The following is a 16,740-nucleotide window of genomic DNA, read 5'->3' as shown; positions in this document are numbered from 1 at the left end:
CGGGATATGGCTCAGGCGGCCATCTCCCGGCGGGCGCCCACGATCACGACGGCCTGGAGCCGTTGCTGATGGCCATACCGGGCCATCTTCTCGAATACACCGCGGTCGACAGGCAGATATTGTTTGTCGGCCACGGTCTCTCCCTCTTCCACATCGATCTCAGGATCGTGCAGGTAGACGAACTGGTCGTCCATCGCGCACACCGTAACCCAGTGAGGTACCCGGCTTCGATTGAGATGCCAGGTACTGACGAGGATCACCGGTACGTCGCCGCGAGCCAGCGCGTCCTCGATCACCGATATGGTTATGGGTTCGTGGTGCAGTTCGATATCGGTTTGCGCCAGGTCGTAGATAAACCCTTCGTGCACCAGGTCCAAAACCCGCTTCTTTTGCTCGCTACGCACCGTGTCCTTGAACAGCGCGCCTTCCTGGCTGACGTAGGCCGTGATATCGAAACCCCGGTGCCAACCGGCCAGCGCCAGCCCGTGCGGACCACATCCGCCGTGCCCAGCCAGCATGAAAATGGTGGTGGCCTCCCGCCATATGCGCAGTTCTTCCAGTGTCGTCAGACGCCGCTCAGGACACTGGGCGGCCATGGCCATCATCAGCGCGGCCGGACCGCAGGTGAAATCCGTGGTCTGGGGGTAATAGGGAACAGGACGGACGGCACCCTTGGGTTCGAAGAAAAGGATGCGCCTCTCGAAACGCAGGGCCGTACCATGGTCCTCGTAGTAGTCCCGGTAAGTGCCGAACTGGCGATAGCCCAGGCGGCGATAGAGACGTATCGCTGACGCGTTGTCTTCCCGTACTTCCAATCGCATGATAATGCGCCCGGCCTCGACGGCCACGGTTTCACTTTGCCGCACCAGGCGCTCACCAAGACCCTGGCCTCGGGCTTCGTCAGAGACCGCAATTGAATAGATGCGCGCCAGGCGCGTCGCCTTGTGCATCAGCACCAGGCTGTAGCCCAGCAGCTTTCCGTCCTGCTCGGCAACCAGGACGCGATCCCGTGGCACTTCGATGAAGCGGCGGAAACTGCGGCGGGAAATACGATCTTCGCTAAAACAACGGTTTTCAAGGGCGACCAGGGCGTCCAGGTCGGTTAGCTCGGCCAAGCGGATAACACTGCTCATTTCTCTTCCTTCAAAGCCTGCACAGCTCAACGGGACGGCTGACAGCAAAAAACCGGCGCTACCTTTTACAGGCTAGCGGAACAGAGGCGCCTCTGGACCGTCTCATGGTGCCTTCATATGACGGATGTGAATGCAAGGCGGAACTCCTAAGCTATTATGGGTCGTGACTGCCACTTGCGAAAGGTGAGTGAAATCCGCTATGTGCGCCTGATTGTGCCGCCGTCGGCCGCGGCGTATCTTCGCGCTTTCAGGACCGTTTCAGGAAGGAAACCGGTGATATGACCCGTCTTCTTATCGTTGTAGACCGTGACAAGGATTGGGCGCCTTACTACCCAAGCTCTGACGTCATGACGTTTGATCAGTATGTGCAGCTTTCGCTGAACGCCAATCAGCGCGTGCGCGTTATCAATCTTTGCCAGAGCGCGCGTTACCTGAGTCGTGGCTACTATTGTTCATTGCTGGCGGAAGCGCGGGGGCATAACGTGGTTCCTTCTGTGATGACGCTCAATGATCTGCGCCGAAAGGACCTGTTCTCCCTTGAGTTGGAAGAGCTCGATCCGAGGGTGGTGCAGTGGTTGGAAAAGTCGGCTGAACCGGTTACCGAAAACGACGAGGGCAAGGAGACTGTACGTAAGGTCAAAGTGCGCACGTTCTTCGGCAAGTCCGTTGACGAAGCGCTCAAGCCGGTGGCCCGTGCACTTTTCGAGCGGTTTCCATGCCCCATTCTCGAGGTGGTGTTCCGCTATCGTAAGACTTGGCAGATCGAGTCCATGAAACCGGCTTCGCCGGCGGATCTGTCTGAAGCCGAACAGGACGTCTTTGCGTCCGCGCTGGACCGCTTCAGCAGCGCACTGTGGCGCAAGCCGCGCTCGCGCCGACAGTACCGGTTTGACCTGGCGATGCTGGTCGACCCTGAGGAGAAACTGCCACCCAGCGATCCCCAGGCGCTGGAGTATTTCATCAAGGCAGGCAAGAAACTGGGTATCCATGTGGAGCCGATTACGCGCAAGGACTACATGCGCCTGCCGGAATACGATGGCCTCTTCATCCGCGAGACCACTGCCATCGACCACCACACCTATCGCTTCGCCCGCAAGGCTGCGGCAGAGGGCATGGTAGTCATCGACGACCCGGTATCGATCCTGCGCTGCACCAACAAGGTGTTCCTCGCCGACCTGTTGAAGAACAACAAGGTGCCGACGCCTAAAACCCTGATCCTGTCCAAGGACCAGAAGGACAGCGTACGTGAGGCGATCGAGCATCTCGGCTTCCCGATGGTGGTAAAAATCCCCGATGGTGCCTTTTCCCGCGGCGTCATGCGCGCCGAGAACGAAGCCCAGCTAAAAGATGCGCTCAAGACGTTGTTTCGCCAGTCTGCCCTGGTGTTGGCGCAGGAGTATTTCTACACGGAGTATGACTGGCGTATCGGCGTACTTGGTGGACGGGCGATCTTTGCCTGCAAGTACTACATGGTGAAGGGCCACTGGCAGATCTACAGCCACGGCGAGAACCAGCAGTTCGACAGCGGCGACTTCGATACGCTGCCCACCTATGAGGTTCCTCGCAATGTCATCCAGGCGGCGCTGAATGCGACGCGGCTGATTGGCGATGGCCTCTATGGCGTGGATATCAAGCAAGCAGGTAACCGGGTGGCCGTCATCGAGGTGAACGACAACCCGAACGTCGATGCCGATGTGGAAGACCGTTTCCTCGGTGGCGAGTTGTATACGCTGATCATGCAGGAATTCCTCTCCCGTATGGAGGCCCGTCGGCGCGCTTGATTCGCCCTTCGCGGTTTGCCAGGCCCGGCGATCAATGAGGCGGCGTCCAGACCCGGACGTCGCCGAGCCAGGGCAGATGCGCTGCCCGTTCCCGTAAAGCCCGTGTATCGAACCGGTTTGCATGTGCTGCCGGGTTGTGGATAAATACTTCCACCGAGATGTGGCGTCCGAGGTAGTGCAGTCTCAGGGTCTGTAAGGCTTCCGGCGCCAGCAGGTCTTGCCAGGTGGATTGCAGCGTCTGGATCACCTCCCGTCGCGAGGGTAGATCGGAAGCGTGGGGTTCGTTCCCGGCATCGTTTTCAGCGTCGATATGGAAGGTGATATCCCGAATTTCGGGAAAGGCTTCACGGATACGCTGGATAGCATTGACACCAATTTCATGACCCTCCGATACGCTGATCACTGGGCTGACCATCAGGTGCAGGTCGATCAGTACATCCCCGCCCATTCGCCGGCTGCGCAGGTCGTGCACATTGCGCACACCCTCGGTGCCCCGGGCTATTCGTTCGATTTCCTGGCTGGTGTCCGTATCAAGAGCCGTATCCACCAGTTCCTTCACGCTGCTCCAGGTGAGTCGCCACCCGACATGGCCAATGATAACGGCCACCGCCACGGCGGCTACCGCATCGAGCCAACTCACGCCCGTCATGGCGCCGGCGACCGCTATCAGTACGATAATCGATGAGAATGCATCCGTACGGCTATGCCAGGCATTAGCGACAATGAGATCGGAGCGGATAGCCTCGCCCACACGGCGGGTGTAGCGGTAAATCCATTCCTTGCTGAGCACGGACAATGCTGCAATGACCAATACCGGCCAACCGGGGAGGGGGAGTTCCCGTGGGGCGCTGAACAGCGGCTGCAGGTTGTCCCATGCCAGGGCGCCACCTAGCGCTAACAGGAAACTGCCCAACACCATCGTACCCAGGGTTTCAAAGCGCTGATGGCCATAGGGGTGGTCAGTGTCGGGCCCTTTGCGGGCTGCACGCATGATCGCAAGTACCAGAAGGTCTGAGGCGACATCAGAAAAAGAGTGGATACCATCGACGACCAGTGCCTGGGAATGAAATACCCACCCGACGACGCATTTGAAGAGACCCAAGGCCGCATCGAGCGCCATGCCTATCAACGTCACCTTCGTAGCCGCGTGTCTTTCTGAAGCCTGTTCACCTTCAAACACAGCCATTAATTATCCTTAAAATATGATAGTTCCGGTCCTGACCTGATTGTCTTATGCACAAAGTGGCGAAGTAACGATCAAAATTTCAAATTGTTTCATCTGCCGCTGAACTGGCCTCTTGTTCTTGTAAGCTCATGAAATAAATGAAAAAAATAGTTGGTCAAAAAATAGTCAATTTGTAGGGCGGCCCGGTTCCCAAGGGATCTCAAAATTTCGGGGCCTATTTTCAACAGGGTTATCCACAGATTTCGTGGAAAAGGTCACAACAGCTTCACCTTACAGTCATTTAGCCGTCATATCCTCATGTTGGGCTGTCCTGTGGAAAACGCTCCCGAGTCACCAGGACTTCATATGATGCGTCGCTGACTACAGATGTTAGCTGATTCATCTCCGTCCGGCTGGGGCTTTTCCAACTCCGCAAAAATGCCCTCCCAGTGGCTGCTCCTACTGTACTTCCGTTATACTCGCGCCCCATTACAGGTGTTGGAGCGAATACGAATGTACGGGCTGATCCGCGATCTACTTTTCAGGCTTCCGCCGGAGCAGGCGCACGCGGTGGCATTGCGCTCGATGGATCTGGCTGCGCGGATCGGTTTGATGCAGCGCCTATTCCCGGCCGTGCCCGACTCGCCTGTGGAGGTTATGGGTCTGCAGTTCCCGAATCCGGTGGGACTCGCTGCCGGGCTGGACAAGAATGCGGAGCATATCGACGCCCTTGCGGCTCTGGGCTTCGGTTCTATCGAAGTGGGTACGGTGACACCGCTCGCCCAGCCGGGCAATCCCAAGCCACGGCTGTTCCGCCTGCCAGAGCACGAAGCGTTGATCAATCGCATGGGCTTCAACAACGCCGGTCTCGACGTGCTCCTGGCCAATGTCCGCAATGCCCGTTTTGACGGTGTTCTGGGGATCAATGTCGGCAAGAACAAATTGACGCCAGCCGAGGAGACCGCCTCCGATTATCGCAAAGGGATCGCAGCGGTTTACGAGCTGGCCAGCTACATCACAGCCAATGTCTCCTCCCCTAACACGCCCGGTCTACGTGAGCTGCAGTTCGGAGACTCCCTCAAACAGTTGCTGGAGGCGATCAAGGACGAGCAGCGAATCCAGCACGAACGCCAGGGCCGGTATGTGCCCATAGCGGTGAAAATCGCGCCCGATATGGATGATACCGCTATCCGCTTCGTGGCAGAGGCATTACTGGAGACCGGAATAGACGGGGTGATCGCAACCAATACCACCATAGAGCGGGGTGCACTCCAGGGCCACCCACTGGCGGCCGAGCAAGGTGGGCTGAGTGGCCGACCCGTGCGGGAGCCCTCCCTGCGGGTGATTGAGCAGCTGCATAGCATCCTTGGTGACCGTTTGCCTATCATCGGTGTCGGTGGCATCAGCGACGCAGAGAGCGCCGCTGAGAAGGTTAGGGCGGGAGCCAAGCTGGTGCAGGTCTATACCGGCTTTATCTATCGTGGTCCGGAGCTGATTCGGGAAGCCGTTGAAGGAATTCGGGCACTAGGGCAAGGAAGCAAGCAGGGCAGCCGGTAATAATAACCGGACGGATAAGGTAAAGGAGCGCCGTTCAACGTACGCTCCTTGTAAAAGAGTGGGCCCGCTTAGCGGGCCCGTGCGGGGGATAAACCCCGTGGCGTTGCATTTTTGCTGGTAAGGGTCGAGTGGACCCTTCTGGGTTTTTGCTTCTGATTTTCCAGTTTAGCGTTCTCTGCTAACGCTTATGGTTCGTGAGTTTAGGTTCCGTTCTGTGCGTAGCGATGTTCAGATCATCAAGAGACAATGGATTATCGGACTAAGCCGTTATGTTTGGCAGTTTGTGGATGCCTGAGACGCCGGTATAGCCTTCCCAGTTATCCGTTCTTCCTTCGCGCCATCCATTCAGCCATTCCTGCCGGCTCTCCGACCGTTCAAGAGGGCAGCTGTCTTTGGATTTACCGGATATGCCGGCCAGATAACCCCGTTTGAATGCACGAGCACTCATATCTCTTTTCTGTCTTTTCATGCTGTTCCTCACCTCATGGATTTACAGGTCATGAGTGTGCACACATGCCGAGTAGCCCGGCAGGATTGTTGGATGGGCTCCGCCCTCGTCCGCAAACCTGCCCGCCTGGGCACCAGGATCCCGACGCTGGCGTTTTGACACCAGCGTTTGAAAAGACGCGTCAGGAACAAGGTAAGACGAAACCGATCAGGATGTACACTATTAATTTCATCTAGATGACCGCTGCTTTATGTTTGTGTGACATAAAAATGTCAGCGCTTAGCGCTGAATGCGCTCAATTCATGCAGTTACGCTTCTTCATTCACAGCAAGAATGAGGCTGATATTGCAAGGCGGTTAACAATTAACATGTGATGTTGCGTCAATGCCTAGGATTGAGTGCTGAATTCCAGGGTAGAGGCGTTGGGAAATCGGTCAAGAATCCGGTTTCGCAAGTTCAAACAGGAGTTCCAAGTGTCGCGACACGAGTTTTTTGTCAGTTGCCCAAAAGGTATTGAGTATCTGCTGGCGGACGAGCTGACAGCATTAGGCCTGGAGGTCTTGCGTCACGCCCCCGCGGGTATCTGGGCAGCCGGTACCCTGGAAAAGGGTTACAGCATCTGTCTCTGGTCCCGTTTGGCCAACCGCGTCATCCTCCATTTGGCTACGGTCGATGGTCGGTCCGGCGACGCGCTCTATGACGCGATCCACGGCATGGACTGGGACGCCCACTTACTGGTTTCAGGGAAGTTTCGGGTCAACTTCATCGGCCAGAACGAAAGTATCAGGAACACCCAATACGGTACCCAGCGAGTCAAGGACGCCATCGTCGACCGGTTGCGCAAACCGTCGGGCATTCGCCCGGCAGTGGATACGAAGGACCCGGATATCACGGTCTCCGTTCGACTGAACCGGGGGGAGGCGCAAGTCGGCATCGACCTGAGCGGCGAAAGCCTACACAAGCGCGGCTACCGTACCGAGAAGGGGGTAGCCCCACTACGGGAGAACCTGGCTGCTGCATTGCTGATACGTGCCGGCTGGCCGGGTATTTTGGCGAGTGGAGGGGACCTGGCTGACCCCATGTGTGGCTCCGGCACATTGCTTATCGAAGGCGCGATGATGGCCTGCGACATGGCCCCGGGCCTCAAGCGCGACGAGTTCGGTTTCCGGCGCTGGGGAGGGCATGATGCCCGGTTGTGGGACAAGCTGATGGAAGATGCCCGCGAGCGGGCGGCCATCGGTCTGCAAACCAGTCGCGCCCGGTTCCGCGGTTACGATGAGAATGCCCGTGTCATTGCCACCGCCTGGCGCAACATCGAGCGCATGGGTCTGAATGACAGGGTCCATGTGGAAAAGCGCGCGGTCGCTGAATTCCGTAACGAGTCTCAGGCCGATACGGGGCTGGTCCTGACCAATCCGCCCTATGGAGAGCGTCTCAGCGAGCGCAAGGCGCTTGGCCCGCTCTACGAGACCTTGGGCGAGGTACTGCGTCAGGAGGCCCAGGGTTGGGAGCTGGGCGTGTTTACCGGCGCGCCGGAGCTTTGTCACGGGCTCGGATTGCGCAGCCATCGGCAGTACAAGCTCTTTAATGGCCAGTTGCCGGCTCAGTTGCTGTTGTTCACGATCAGTGCCGAGAATGAGGCCCGTGTTCGCCGGCCGGGAGAGGCCGACGAGGTTCGGCCACGCATCGCCAACCCCGAGCGGGCGGATATGCTACGCAATCGCCTGCGCAAGAACATGAAGCAGGTCGGCCAGTGGGCGCGCAAGAACAATATCGAGTGCTACCGGCTCTATGATGCGGATATGCCTGAGTTCGCCCTGGCGATCGACTGTTACGGTGATCGGGTGCATGTGCAGGAATACGCCCCCCCTAAGTCAGTCGACGCACGAGCCGCCCGCGAACGGCTGGGTGAAGCCCTGGCGGTGATACCGGACACCCTCGGTGTCGATCCGGAGTCAGTCGTCTGCAAGCAGCGCCAGCGCCAGAGCGGTACCTCGCAGTACGAGAAGCAGTCCGCGTCAGGCGAGTTCTTCACCGTCCATGAGGCGGGCTGTGCTTTGAGAGTCAACCTCAAGGACTACCTGGATACAGGCCTGTTCCTCGATCACCGCCCCGTTCGCCAATGGCTCCAGGCTAATGCCCAGGGCCGGCGTTTCCTGAACCTGTTCTGCTACACCGGTGCGGCAACCGTTCATGCCGGCGTCGGCGGTGCCCGCGAAACTCTGAGCGTGGACATGTCCCGGACCTATCTCAATTGGGCCCGGGAGAATCTAGAGCTGAACAAGCTGGATGAGAAGCGCCACCGGCTATTGCAGGCGGACTGCCTCAAGTGGCTGGAGGAAAGGCCTGGCAAGGGAGAAAGCGATTTCGACCTGATCTTCATGGATCCGCCCACCTTCTCGAATTCCGCGCGCATGGAGGGGGTGCTGGACGTCCAGCGGGACCACGGTCACTTGGTGCGTCAGGCGATGGCGAGGCTCAAGTCCGATGGTGTGCTTGTGTTCTCCAATAACTTCCGCAGGTTCCGGCTGGACGAATCACTTTCGACCGAATTCGACGTGGAAGACGTAACCCGTCAGACGATCGACAAGGATTTCGTCCGCAACACCCGTATCCACCAGTGCTGGCACATCCGGCATCGATAGCGATTCGGTGAAGGGTGATCAGAACTCGTAGCGCAGGCCGCCATTGAACTGGTACCCGCTGGCGGAGGTGTCCGTATCCTCGAACAGGCGGCCACCCTCCAGCACCAGGTAAGTGCTATCCATCACCTCAAGGTCGACACCGGCGAGCCAACTGAAGGCAAAGGAACTGCCTGGAAAGTCCTCGTCGAAATCATCGTAGGCATTGTTCTCGGGTTCGTCGCGGTTCTGGAGGTCGGCGCTACCTTGGACGTGGGAGAAGCCGACCTGGGCATAGACATTGGAGAAGTTGGTCAGCCCGTAGTGTATGCCCATATACCAGCTGGCAAACCAATCGATTTCCAGCGTCAGGTCATCGGTAACTTCGGAGTCGGTGAGCCCCGTTCCGGCACGCAATTCGACATGGAACAGGTCCGATATGTGCGAGCCCAGTACGATACTGCCGGTGCTCAGCCAGCCTTCGCCATCCTCATCGGCCGCCTCGCCGACTTTCCGATATTCCAGTGCAGTACCCAGCACGCCGATGTAATCCAGGCCGGCGCGGCTTTCTTCTGATGGGTCCTCGCGCTGCTGGGCAAAGGAGAGTGGGCAGTTGAACAGTAAAACAGCGGATACGGCGGCAAGCGACAAGCGTTGGGGCGACATAGTGGGCTTTCCTGGCCTGGGAGTCTGACCGCGCGAGGCGGTTCTTCTGCTTATTGTCAGTGCAGGGTGTGCGGACGATAGTGGAGACGAACCATGCCGCCCCTGACATGGTCACTGATTCTGCCGACTACAACGCCTGGATGCGTCGACCCAGGTCACAAATCCCCGTCTTCTGGAATGAGGCCTTCGTCCCGCGCCAGCATCAACAGGGCGAAGACGCCGCTTTCCGGCAGTTGCGGATCGAGGCCGTGGGTGAACAGCAATTCCCGGCGCCAGTCCTCCAGTTCGCCTCGGGACAGGTGTTTGACCAAGTGATCGACGGTTGCCAGTTCGAACGGCACCGGCATCTCGATGGCATCGAACAGTAAATCCACCAGGCCTTCGTCTGGATCCAGGCCGTCGACGAAAATGGTCTGATCGGAGAGGTCTTCGTTGAGCTCGCGGGCCAGTTCCAGAAGCGGCACGCCCTGTTCCTGCAGGTACCGCAGGTCAACATCGACGCTGTCCGGATCGTCTGGCAGCCAGGCTTCGTCGGGTTCGATCACCACGGTCTTCATCGAGCCGTCAGCCAGTGACCAGGCGATAGCCGTTGGGAAGCAGAGTTCTTCGGTGTCCACGAATTCGATGTCAAGAAACTGGGGGAAGCGCATGCAGAGATTCCACAGGGACTGAATGGGCAGCGTAGGATAACAGAATGGAGGCACTATTGATGAGGTGGCGATAGCCCGAGCGCCCGCACGGCCTTCGCATTTACGACTTCAGTGAAAGGCGCAATTTCAGCGTATTGGCGGATCATGCGATACTGACGCCAGAGGATTCCCGAATCCAGTTTCACTTTCCAACAGATGCATGGACCACGATGGATAACGCGGTTTTCAATCAACAGCTTTTTGATTTCCTCAAGAATTCACCGACGCCTTATCACGCTGTCGAGCAGATGGCCCAACGCTTGGAAGCTGCCGGTTTCGAGCGGCTGGATGAGCAGGCCGAATGGAGCCTGGCTAGTGGCCAGCGCTACTACGTCACCCGTAATGACTCAACCATCATTGCCTTCCAGACCGGACATGGCGACCCGGTAAAGCAGGGTGTCCGGATGATCGGTGCGCACACCGACAGCCCATGCCTGCGGGTCAAGCCGAACCCGGAGCTGTTCCGTAAGGGATACTACCAGTTGGGTGTCGAGGTCTATGGCGGTGCATTGCTCAGCCCCTGGTTCGACCGGGACCTTTCCCTCGCCGGCCGGGTTAGCTACGTGGATGGCAAGGGTCGCTTGCGCGACGGACTGATCAATTTCAGTAGGCCGGTGGCGACGGTCCCCAGTCTGGCGATCCACCTGGATCGGGAGGCGAACAATAGCCGCACGGTCAACCCGCAGACGGATATTCCGCCACTCCTTATGCAGGCGCCCGAGAAAGACGCAGTGCCGTTCAAGGAACTGCTGGCGCACCAGCTCCGGGAAGAGCATCCGCAGGCGGACGTGGCCAAGGTGCTGGACTACGAATTGAGTTTTTACGACACCCAGCCACCGTCCACGGTGGGGCTCAACGGCGAATTTATCGCTTCGGCCCGACTGGATAACCTGCTGAGCTGCTTTATCGGTCTGCAGGCATTGCTCGATGCGGATTCCGCCCAGCCGGCGGTGCTGGTTTGCAACGATCATGAGGAAGTGGGCAGCATGTCAGCGGAAGGCGCCCAGGGGCCATTCCTGTCGTCGCTGCTGGATCGTTGGGTCGGCGCAGCGCAGCGGCCGCGAGTGATTGCCCGATCCATGATGGTATCCGCCGACAACGCCCATGGCGTGCATCCCAATTATGCAGACCGTCATGACGGCAACCATGGCCCGCTGTTGAATGCCGGGCCGGTGATCAAGGTGAACAATAACCAGCGCTACGCCACCAACAGTCGGACGGCAGCGCTGTATCGCCATCTGAGTGAAACCCTGGACCTGCCGTGCCAAACCTTTGTGGTGCGTACGGATATGGGGTGTGGCAGCACTATCGGGCCGTTGACGGCCGGCAACCTGGGCGTCCGCACCCTGGATATCGGTGTGCCGCAGTTTGCCATGCATTCGATCCGGGAAATGGCCGGTGCAAAGGACGGCTACACGCTCTATCAGGTGCTTCGTCGGTATATTGAATTGGAGAGCCTGGACTGAGGGCAGGGGACGTCGTTCCGGGAACGGTGTCCGTAAACGAAAAAGGCCGCTCGATTGAGCGGCCTTCGGAATTCGGTGGCTCCCCGAGCTGGGCTCGAACCAGCGACAAACGGATTAACAGTCCGTTGCTCTACCAACTGAGCTATCGGGGAACAGCTGTGTCTCAGCAGGCGCGCATATTAAGGAAGTTGTAGGAAGGGGTCAACCCTCTGCCAGGGAAAATTGAGGACATCGCAATACGACCATGACCGGGCATCCATCCGATTTCTATCCACTCCCAGCCGATCTCGCCAGTGACAGCCAAAGTTATCGGCCCCCGCTCTGGTTGCGGAGCGGCCACCTGCAATCCGTGTGGCCCACGCTTTTCAGGCATGTCGAACTCATGATGCCCCGGGAGTCGGTGTTGAAGACCAAAGACGGCGATGAGTTGCATCTCGACTGGTACGAGCAGGGCAGCGACCGGTTGGCGATACTGTCCCATGGGCTGGAGGGGCATAGCCGGCGACCCTATGTTCTCGGTCTGGGCCGGGCCCTCCTGGCAGATGGTTGGGACGTGCTGGCATGGAACTTCCGCTCCTGCGGAGGCCATATGAATCATCTACCACGCTTCTATCACAGCGGTTCTACGGAGGACCTGAGGGCGGTGGTTCGGGCTGCACTGGATTCGCCCTCACGGTATCGATGCCTGGGGCTGTCCGGGTTCTCCATGGGTGGCAACCTGACGATGTTGTACCTGGCGGAAGAGGGCGCCCAACTTGACAGCCGTATCCGCGGCGGCCTGACGTTTTCGGTGCCTTGCGACCTGGCTGGCAGCGCCTCGATGCTGGCCCGCCCCAGCCGCAAGGTCTACATGCAGCGATTCCTCAGGGACCTGCACATCAAGATGAAGGAAAAGGCCCAACGTTTCCCGGATCTGATCGACATCGACGGCTATGAGCAGATCCGTAGCTTCCAGCAGTTCGACGACCGCTACACGGCGCCGCTGCATGGTTTCCGTGATGCCGAGCATTACTGGTCCCAGGCGTCCTGCCTGCCGCGCCTACCGGAAATCCGGGTGCCGTCGCTGATCGTGAATGCGATGGACGACCCTTTCCTGTCGCCCTCGTGCTTTCCCTCGAAGAAAACGCAGTTGGGCGACCGTGTGCAGTTGGAAGCGCCGCGCTGGGGTGGCCACGTGGGTTTTGTCGAACTGGCACGTGACGGCTACTACTGGTCCGAACGGCGGGCGTTGCAGTTCTTCCGTGGCCTGGTCTAGATGCTCATTGTCCGGATTCAGCCTCGAGCAGAGGTTTGAGGTGCGGCCAGACGTTGTCGAGCAGAACCGGTTGCGCCTCTGCGGTGGGGTGGATGCCATCGTCCTGCATGAACCCCTCACGGTTATAGATCCCATCCAGGAAGAAGGGCACTAGCGCCGTGTCATGGGCCTCAGCGAGGTCGGGATAGATTGCGGCAAAGGCCTGGGTAAATCGCTCGCCATAATTCGGCGGCATCTGGATACCCACCAGCAGGACGCGGGCGCCGCTTTGCTTCGACTGCTCGATCATGTCTTCCAGGTTGGTACGGGTCACCTTGGGCGGGAACCCGCGTAGACCGTCGTTACCGCCCAGTTCGAGGATGACGATCTGGGGATCGTGCCGCTCCAGCAGATCGGGCAGCCGACGTTCACCACCGTCGGTCGTCTCTCCGCTGATACTGGCGTTGGCCACTTGCCACTGTTTGAAGCCTTGCTGTTCAAGCCGCTGGCGCAGCAGGTTGACCCAAGCCTTTTCCGTCTGAACGCCATAGGCGGCGCTGAGGCTATCGCCCATTACCAGGACCGTCGGTTGATTGGCCATGGCAAGCTGGGCGAACAGGGCGAGAAAACAAAAAACGATTGATCTCCGGAACATAAATCCCGTATCCATTGTCAGATTGAACCGTTGTTAATCAAGAAACCGTCTGATGAAGCGCCTGTCATGGTATCGCCTATGGCAGCCTGTCATCGGACCCCGTTATTTCTACCGTCGAGGAGTGGCCGTGGCAACCAGAACAGACATACTCAAGGTGACCGATCTCAGTCACGAGGTTGATCTGGGAAGCGATACGCTGAGAATCCTGCACAAGGTCAATCTCACGATCGAGAAGGGCGAATCGGTGGCGATTGTCGGTCGTTCCGGCTCGGGGAAGACCACGCTACTGGGGCTGCTGGCCGGCCTCGATACCCCAAGCCATGGCCGCGTCGAACTGGACGGACAGCCCATCAGCGAATTCAGCGAGGATGAGCGAGCCAGTCTGCGGGCCCAGCGCGTCGGCTTCGTGTTCCAGTCGTTCCAGCTGTTGCCCGCCCTGACAGCCCTTGAAAACGTGATGCTGCCGCTGGAGCTGTCCGGGCAGTCAGATGCCGAGTCACAGGCGCGGGAACTACTGCAGCGGGTCGGGCTCGGTGAACGTCTCCAGCATACGCCACGTCAACTTTCCGGTGGTGAACAGCAACGCGTGGCGATTGCACGGGCGTTTGCCGCACACCCAAAGATTCTCTTCGCCGACGAACCTACAGGCAACCTCGACAATAATACCGGACAGGCCGTGTCCGACTTATTAATGGCGCTCAACCAGGAGCAGGGGACCACGTTAGTGATGGTGACCCACGACGAACACCTGGCGGCGCGCTGTGAACGGCAGCTATCGATCGAGGCCGGTGAAGTCTCTGAGACCCGGGGCGTTGCGGCGCAGGGGGTTGCCGTCTGATGGCTGCCTCGAAACGCTTGACGAACACGGGTCGCGACTGGCGCGAACGGGATGTCCGCGTCCTGGTCGCGGCCCTGGTTGTCGCGGTGGCTACGGTCGCGACTATCGCACTGTTTGCCAGCCACCTGCAGCATACGTTGGTGACGTCGGCCTCTGCGTTCCTCGCGGGTGACCGCCAACTGGAAAGCGAGAACGGCGAACCCATACCCCAGGCCTGGCGCGACGAGGCGGAAAGCCGTGGCCTTGAAACCGCACGAATGGTCGAGTTTTCAACCATGGTTTTCGGTGCCGGCAACTTTCAGCTGGTATCGGTGAAAGCCGTTGATGCCGATTACCCGCTGCGCGGTGAGGTTGAGTTCCAGTCCGGCCCGGATGCGCCGAGACAAATGGTAGGTGGTGGGCCCGGTCGCGGTGAGGTCTGGATCAACCCGCGCCTTCTTCGCCTGCTCGAAGTCGATATCGGTGGTACCGTGGAGGTCGGCAATTCCTCCCTAAAAGTGACCGGCCTGCTGATTCGTGAGCCTGACGGTGGTTTCAGTATGTCCGCCCTGGCGCCACGCATCATGATGCATGCTGACGATGTGCCCGCCACCGGTGTGATCCAGCAGGGCAGTCGCGTCGAGTATGTGAATCTGTTTGCGGGCGAGTCGGACGTGCTGGATAGCTACTATGAGTGGCTGCAACCGCGTTTCTCGCCGAGCCACGAGTGGGAGAGCATCGAAGACGGCGAGACCCTGTCGGAATCGTTGGCCAAGGCACGGCGGTTCCTGCTGCTTGGCGGCAGTCTCGCGGTGCTGCTGGCGGCGGTGGCGGTGGCGGTGGCGAGTCGCCAGTATGCCCTTGGCCAACGGGACACGGTGGCGCTGCTTAAAACGCTGGGGGTACCTGGCCGCCGGATTTCCGGTGTGTATATCCGACGACTCGCGCTGTGGGGTGTCGTCGGTACCCTGGTGGGACTATTGGTGGCACTGCCCATTTTCTGGGGGCTGGCATCGCTGACCGCCAACGTGCTCGAGCGCGAAGTGGATTTCCGCGTCGATATCGGTGCGCTGGGGCCGGCCCTGATTACTGCACTGGTCTCACTGTTTGCCTTTGCCTATCCACCCATCCAGCGTTTGCGCCAGGTGCCGGCCATGCGGGTATTGCGCGCGCAGCCCGGTGAGGGCGGCAGTGGTGTACTGCGGGACGGCATTATTGCGGTTGTAGCTATCTTTGGTCTGGTCTGGCTCTACGCTGGCGAGCTATGGATGGTGCTGGCGCTGTTGGGTGGCCTGACGGCGCTGCTCGTCGTCCTGGCGGTGCTCGGTTGGCTGCTGGTGCTGGGCCTGCGTCGTATGGTCGGTGGGGGCAATGCCTGGCGGCTGGCACTGGTGGGCCTCTATCGCCATCGCAAGGCGAGTTTGTCGCAGATCGCGGTTTTCGCCATGACGCTGATGTTGGCCGCAACCTTGATTCTTGTGCGCTCGTCGCTCCTGGACGACTGGCAGGCACAGTTGCCGGCCGATGCGCCCAACCATTTCCTGATCAACATCAGTCCGGATGCGGTCGACGATGTTCGAGAATTCCTCACCGACCATGATCTGACCACGGATACGTTGTACCCGATGGTGCGTGGCCGCCTGACGGAGCTCAACGGCCAGCCGGTGCGCGAGGCCGTCAGCAAGGATCGGGATGTGAATGCGCTCAACCGCGAACTGAACCTCACGTGGATGGACGATTTGCCGGAAGACAACCGTGTCGTCAGGGGGCAGTGGTTTGCCCCGGGCACCACCGAGGGCGTGTCGATCGAAGCGGAGCTGGCGGACCGGCTCGGGGTGAAAGTCGGCGATGTGCTGGGCTTCACCATTGGCTCACAGAAGATCACCGAACCGATCAAGAGCATCCGCACCGTTCAGTGGGACAGCATGAAACCGAATTTCTACATGGCATTTCCGCCTGGCGGTGCGCTGGAGAGTATGCCGGCGACGTGGATTACCAGCTTTCACCTGGAGCCTGAGCGCAAGGAACTGTTGAATGCGTTCACCCGCGAGTTCCCCACGATCTCGGTGCTGGAGATCGATCATATCATCGAACGCATCCGGGAAATCGTGGCGCAAGTGACCCAGGCTATCGAGGCCATCCTGGCCCTGATCCTGGCGGCTGCAATCGTGGTCATGGCAGCGGTGGTGAGTGCTACGCTACAGGATCGGCAACGGGAAGGTGCGCTGCTGCGGACCCTGGGCGGGCGCCAGCGTCTACTGGTCAACAGCACCATGCTGGAATTCGCCCTCTTGGGGCTGTTTGCCGGTATCCTCGGAGTGCTGGCGGCGGAAGTGGCGGTGTGGGCCCTGCAATACCGGATGTTCCAGGGCACCTTCCAGTGGCATTGGAACGTAGTCATCGGTCTGCCGCTGATCAGTGCGGTGGTGCTTGCGCTGTTCGGTCGCTGGCAGCTCAATCCGGTGCTCCGGGTGTCGCCGATGCTGCTCTTGCGCCGTTTGGAGTGAC

General features: G+C 59.3%; 13 protein-coding genes and 1 tRNA gene. 7 read left to right on the top strand and 7 right to left on the bottom strand.

Going from position 1 to position 16,740, the window contains the following annotated elements:
* Window positions 1–11 precede the first annotated feature (11 nt).
* The gene (locus tag RE428_RS13895; protein ID WP_004582625.1) at window positions 12–1,133 is read right to left on the bottom strand and encodes a GNAT family N-acetyltransferase/peptidase C39 family protein; all 1,122 of its coding nucleotides are present in this window, start codon (window positions 1,131–1,133) and stop codon (window positions 12–14) included.
* Window positions 1,134–1,411: 278 nt separating this feature from the next.
* Between RE428_RS13895 and RE428_RS13890 the strand changes: the two genes are divergently transcribed.
* The gene (locus tag RE428_RS13890; protein ID WP_004582624.1) at window positions 1,412–2,914 is read left to right on the top strand and encodes a RimK family protein; all 1,503 of its coding nucleotides are present in this window, start codon (window positions 1,412–1,414) and stop codon (window positions 2,912–2,914) included.
* Window positions 2,915–2,945: 31 nt separating this feature from the next.
* Here RE428_RS13890 and RE428_RS13885 read toward each other — a convergent pair whose 3' ends face one another.
* Window positions 2,946–4,100 (bottom strand): cation diffusion facilitator family transporter, encoded by a 1,155-nt coding sequence (locus RE428_RS13885; RefSeq protein ID WP_004582623.1) that lies wholly within the window; start codon window positions 4,098–4,100, stop codon window positions 2,946–2,948.
* Between the two features lie 492 nt (window positions 4,101–4,592).
* On the opposite strand from RE428_RS13885, the gene RE428_RS13880 reads away from it, so the two are divergent.
* Window positions 4,593–5,636: a quinone-dependent dihydroorotate dehydrogenase gene (locus RE428_RS13880; protein ID WP_004582622.1), complete on the top strand. Its 1,044-nt coding sequence runs from the start codon at window positions 4,593–4,595 to the stop codon at window positions 5,634–5,636.
* A 259-nt stretch (window positions 5,637–5,895) separates the two neighbouring features.
* Here RE428_RS13880 and rmf read toward each other — a convergent pair whose 3' ends face one another.
* Window positions 5,896–6,105: a ribosome modulation factor gene (gene rmf / locus RE428_RS13875; RefSeq protein ID WP_004582621.1), complete on the bottom strand. Its 210-nt coding sequence runs from the start codon at window positions 6,103–6,105 to the stop codon at window positions 5,896–5,898.
* Window positions 6,106–6,557: 452 nt separating this feature from the next.
* Between rmf and rlmKL the strand changes: the two genes are divergently transcribed.
* Window positions 6,558–8,729 (top strand): bifunctional 23S rRNA (guanine(2069)-N(7))-methyltransferase RlmK/23S rRNA (guanine(2445)-N(2))-methyltransferase RlmL, encoded by a 2,172-nt coding sequence (gene rlmKL / locus RE428_RS13870; protein WP_004582620.1) that lies wholly within the window; start codon window positions 6,558–6,560, stop codon window positions 8,727–8,729.
* 18 nt (window positions 8,730–8,747) lie between these two features.
* On the opposite strand, the gene RE428_RS13865 is transcribed toward rlmKL, so the two are convergent.
* Together RE428_RS13865 and RE428_RS13860 are read right to left on the bottom strand one after the other, a co-directional pair.
* Window positions 8,748–9,371 carry an outer membrane beta-barrel protein gene (locus RE428_RS13865; protein ID WP_004582619.1) on the bottom strand — a complete coding sequence of 208 codons (624 nt, stop codon included), beginning with the start codon at window positions 9,369–9,371 and terminating at the stop codon, window positions 8,748–8,750.
* A 155-nt stretch (window positions 9,372–9,526) separates the two neighbouring features.
* The gene (locus RE428_RS13860; RefSeq protein ID WP_004582618.1) at window positions 9,527–10,021 is read right to left on the bottom strand and encodes a hypothetical protein; all 495 of its coding nucleotides are present in this window, start codon (window positions 10,019–10,021) and stop codon (window positions 9,527–9,529) included.
* A gap of 209 nt (window positions 10,022–10,230) precedes the next feature.
* On the opposite strand from RE428_RS13860, the gene RE428_RS13855 reads away from it, so the two are divergent.
* Window positions 10,231–11,526: a M18 family aminopeptidase gene (locus RE428_RS13855; protein ID WP_004582617.1), complete on the top strand. Its 1,296-nt coding sequence runs from the start codon at window positions 10,231–10,233 to the stop codon at window positions 11,524–11,526.
* Between the two features lie 76 nt (window positions 11,527–11,602).
* On the opposite strand, the gene RE428_RS13850 is transcribed toward RE428_RS13855, so the two are convergent.
* A tRNA-Asn gene (locus RE428_RS13850) sits at window positions 11,603–11,678 on the bottom strand.
* A 92-nt stretch (window positions 11,679–11,770) separates the two neighbouring features.
* On the opposite strand from RE428_RS13850, the gene RE428_RS13845 reads away from it, so the two are divergent.
* The gene (locus RE428_RS13845) at window positions 11,771–12,781 is read left to right on the top strand and encodes a YheT family hydrolase (protein ID WP_004582616.1); all 1,011 of its coding nucleotides are present in this window, start codon (window positions 11,771–11,773) and stop codon (window positions 12,779–12,781) included.
* A gap of 4 nt (window positions 12,782–12,785) precedes the next feature.
* Here RE428_RS13845 and RE428_RS13840 read toward each other — a convergent pair whose 3' ends face one another.
* On the bottom strand, window positions 12,786–13,415 hold the full coding sequence (locus RE428_RS13840) for an arylesterase (protein ID WP_004582615.1): 630 nt from the start codon (window positions 13,413–13,415) through the stop codon (window positions 12,786–12,788).
* A gap of 52 nt (window positions 13,416–13,467) precedes the next feature.
* On the opposite strand from RE428_RS13840, the gene RE428_RS13835 reads away from it, so the two are divergent.
* Both RE428_RS13835 and RE428_RS13830 read left to right on the top strand, forming a co-directional pair.
* Window positions 13,468–14,253, top strand: a complete 786-nt coding sequence (locus RE428_RS13835; protein WP_004582614.1) for an ABC transporter ATP-binding protein — start codon at window positions 13,468–13,470, stop codon at window positions 14,251–14,253.
* Window positions 14,253–16,739 carry an ABC transporter permease gene (locus RE428_RS13830; protein ID WP_004582613.1) on the top strand — a complete coding sequence of 829 codons (2,487 nt, stop codon included), beginning with the start codon at window positions 14,253–14,255 and terminating at the stop codon, window positions 16,737–16,739. Before RE428_RS13835 ends, RE428_RS13830 begins: the two co-directional genes overlap by 1 nt.
* The last annotated feature ends 1 nt before the right edge of the window (window position 16,740 follow it).

It is taken from the genome of Marinobacter nanhaiticus D15-8W (genome assembly GCF_036511935.1).
GTDB classification, from domain to species: domain Bacteria; phylum Pseudomonadota; class Gammaproteobacteria; order Pseudomonadales; family Oleiphilaceae; genus Marinobacter_A; species Marinobacter_A nanhaiticus.
Note: the sequence above shows the minus strand (reverse complement) of the source record. Positions and strands in the feature narration are given on the sequence as shown.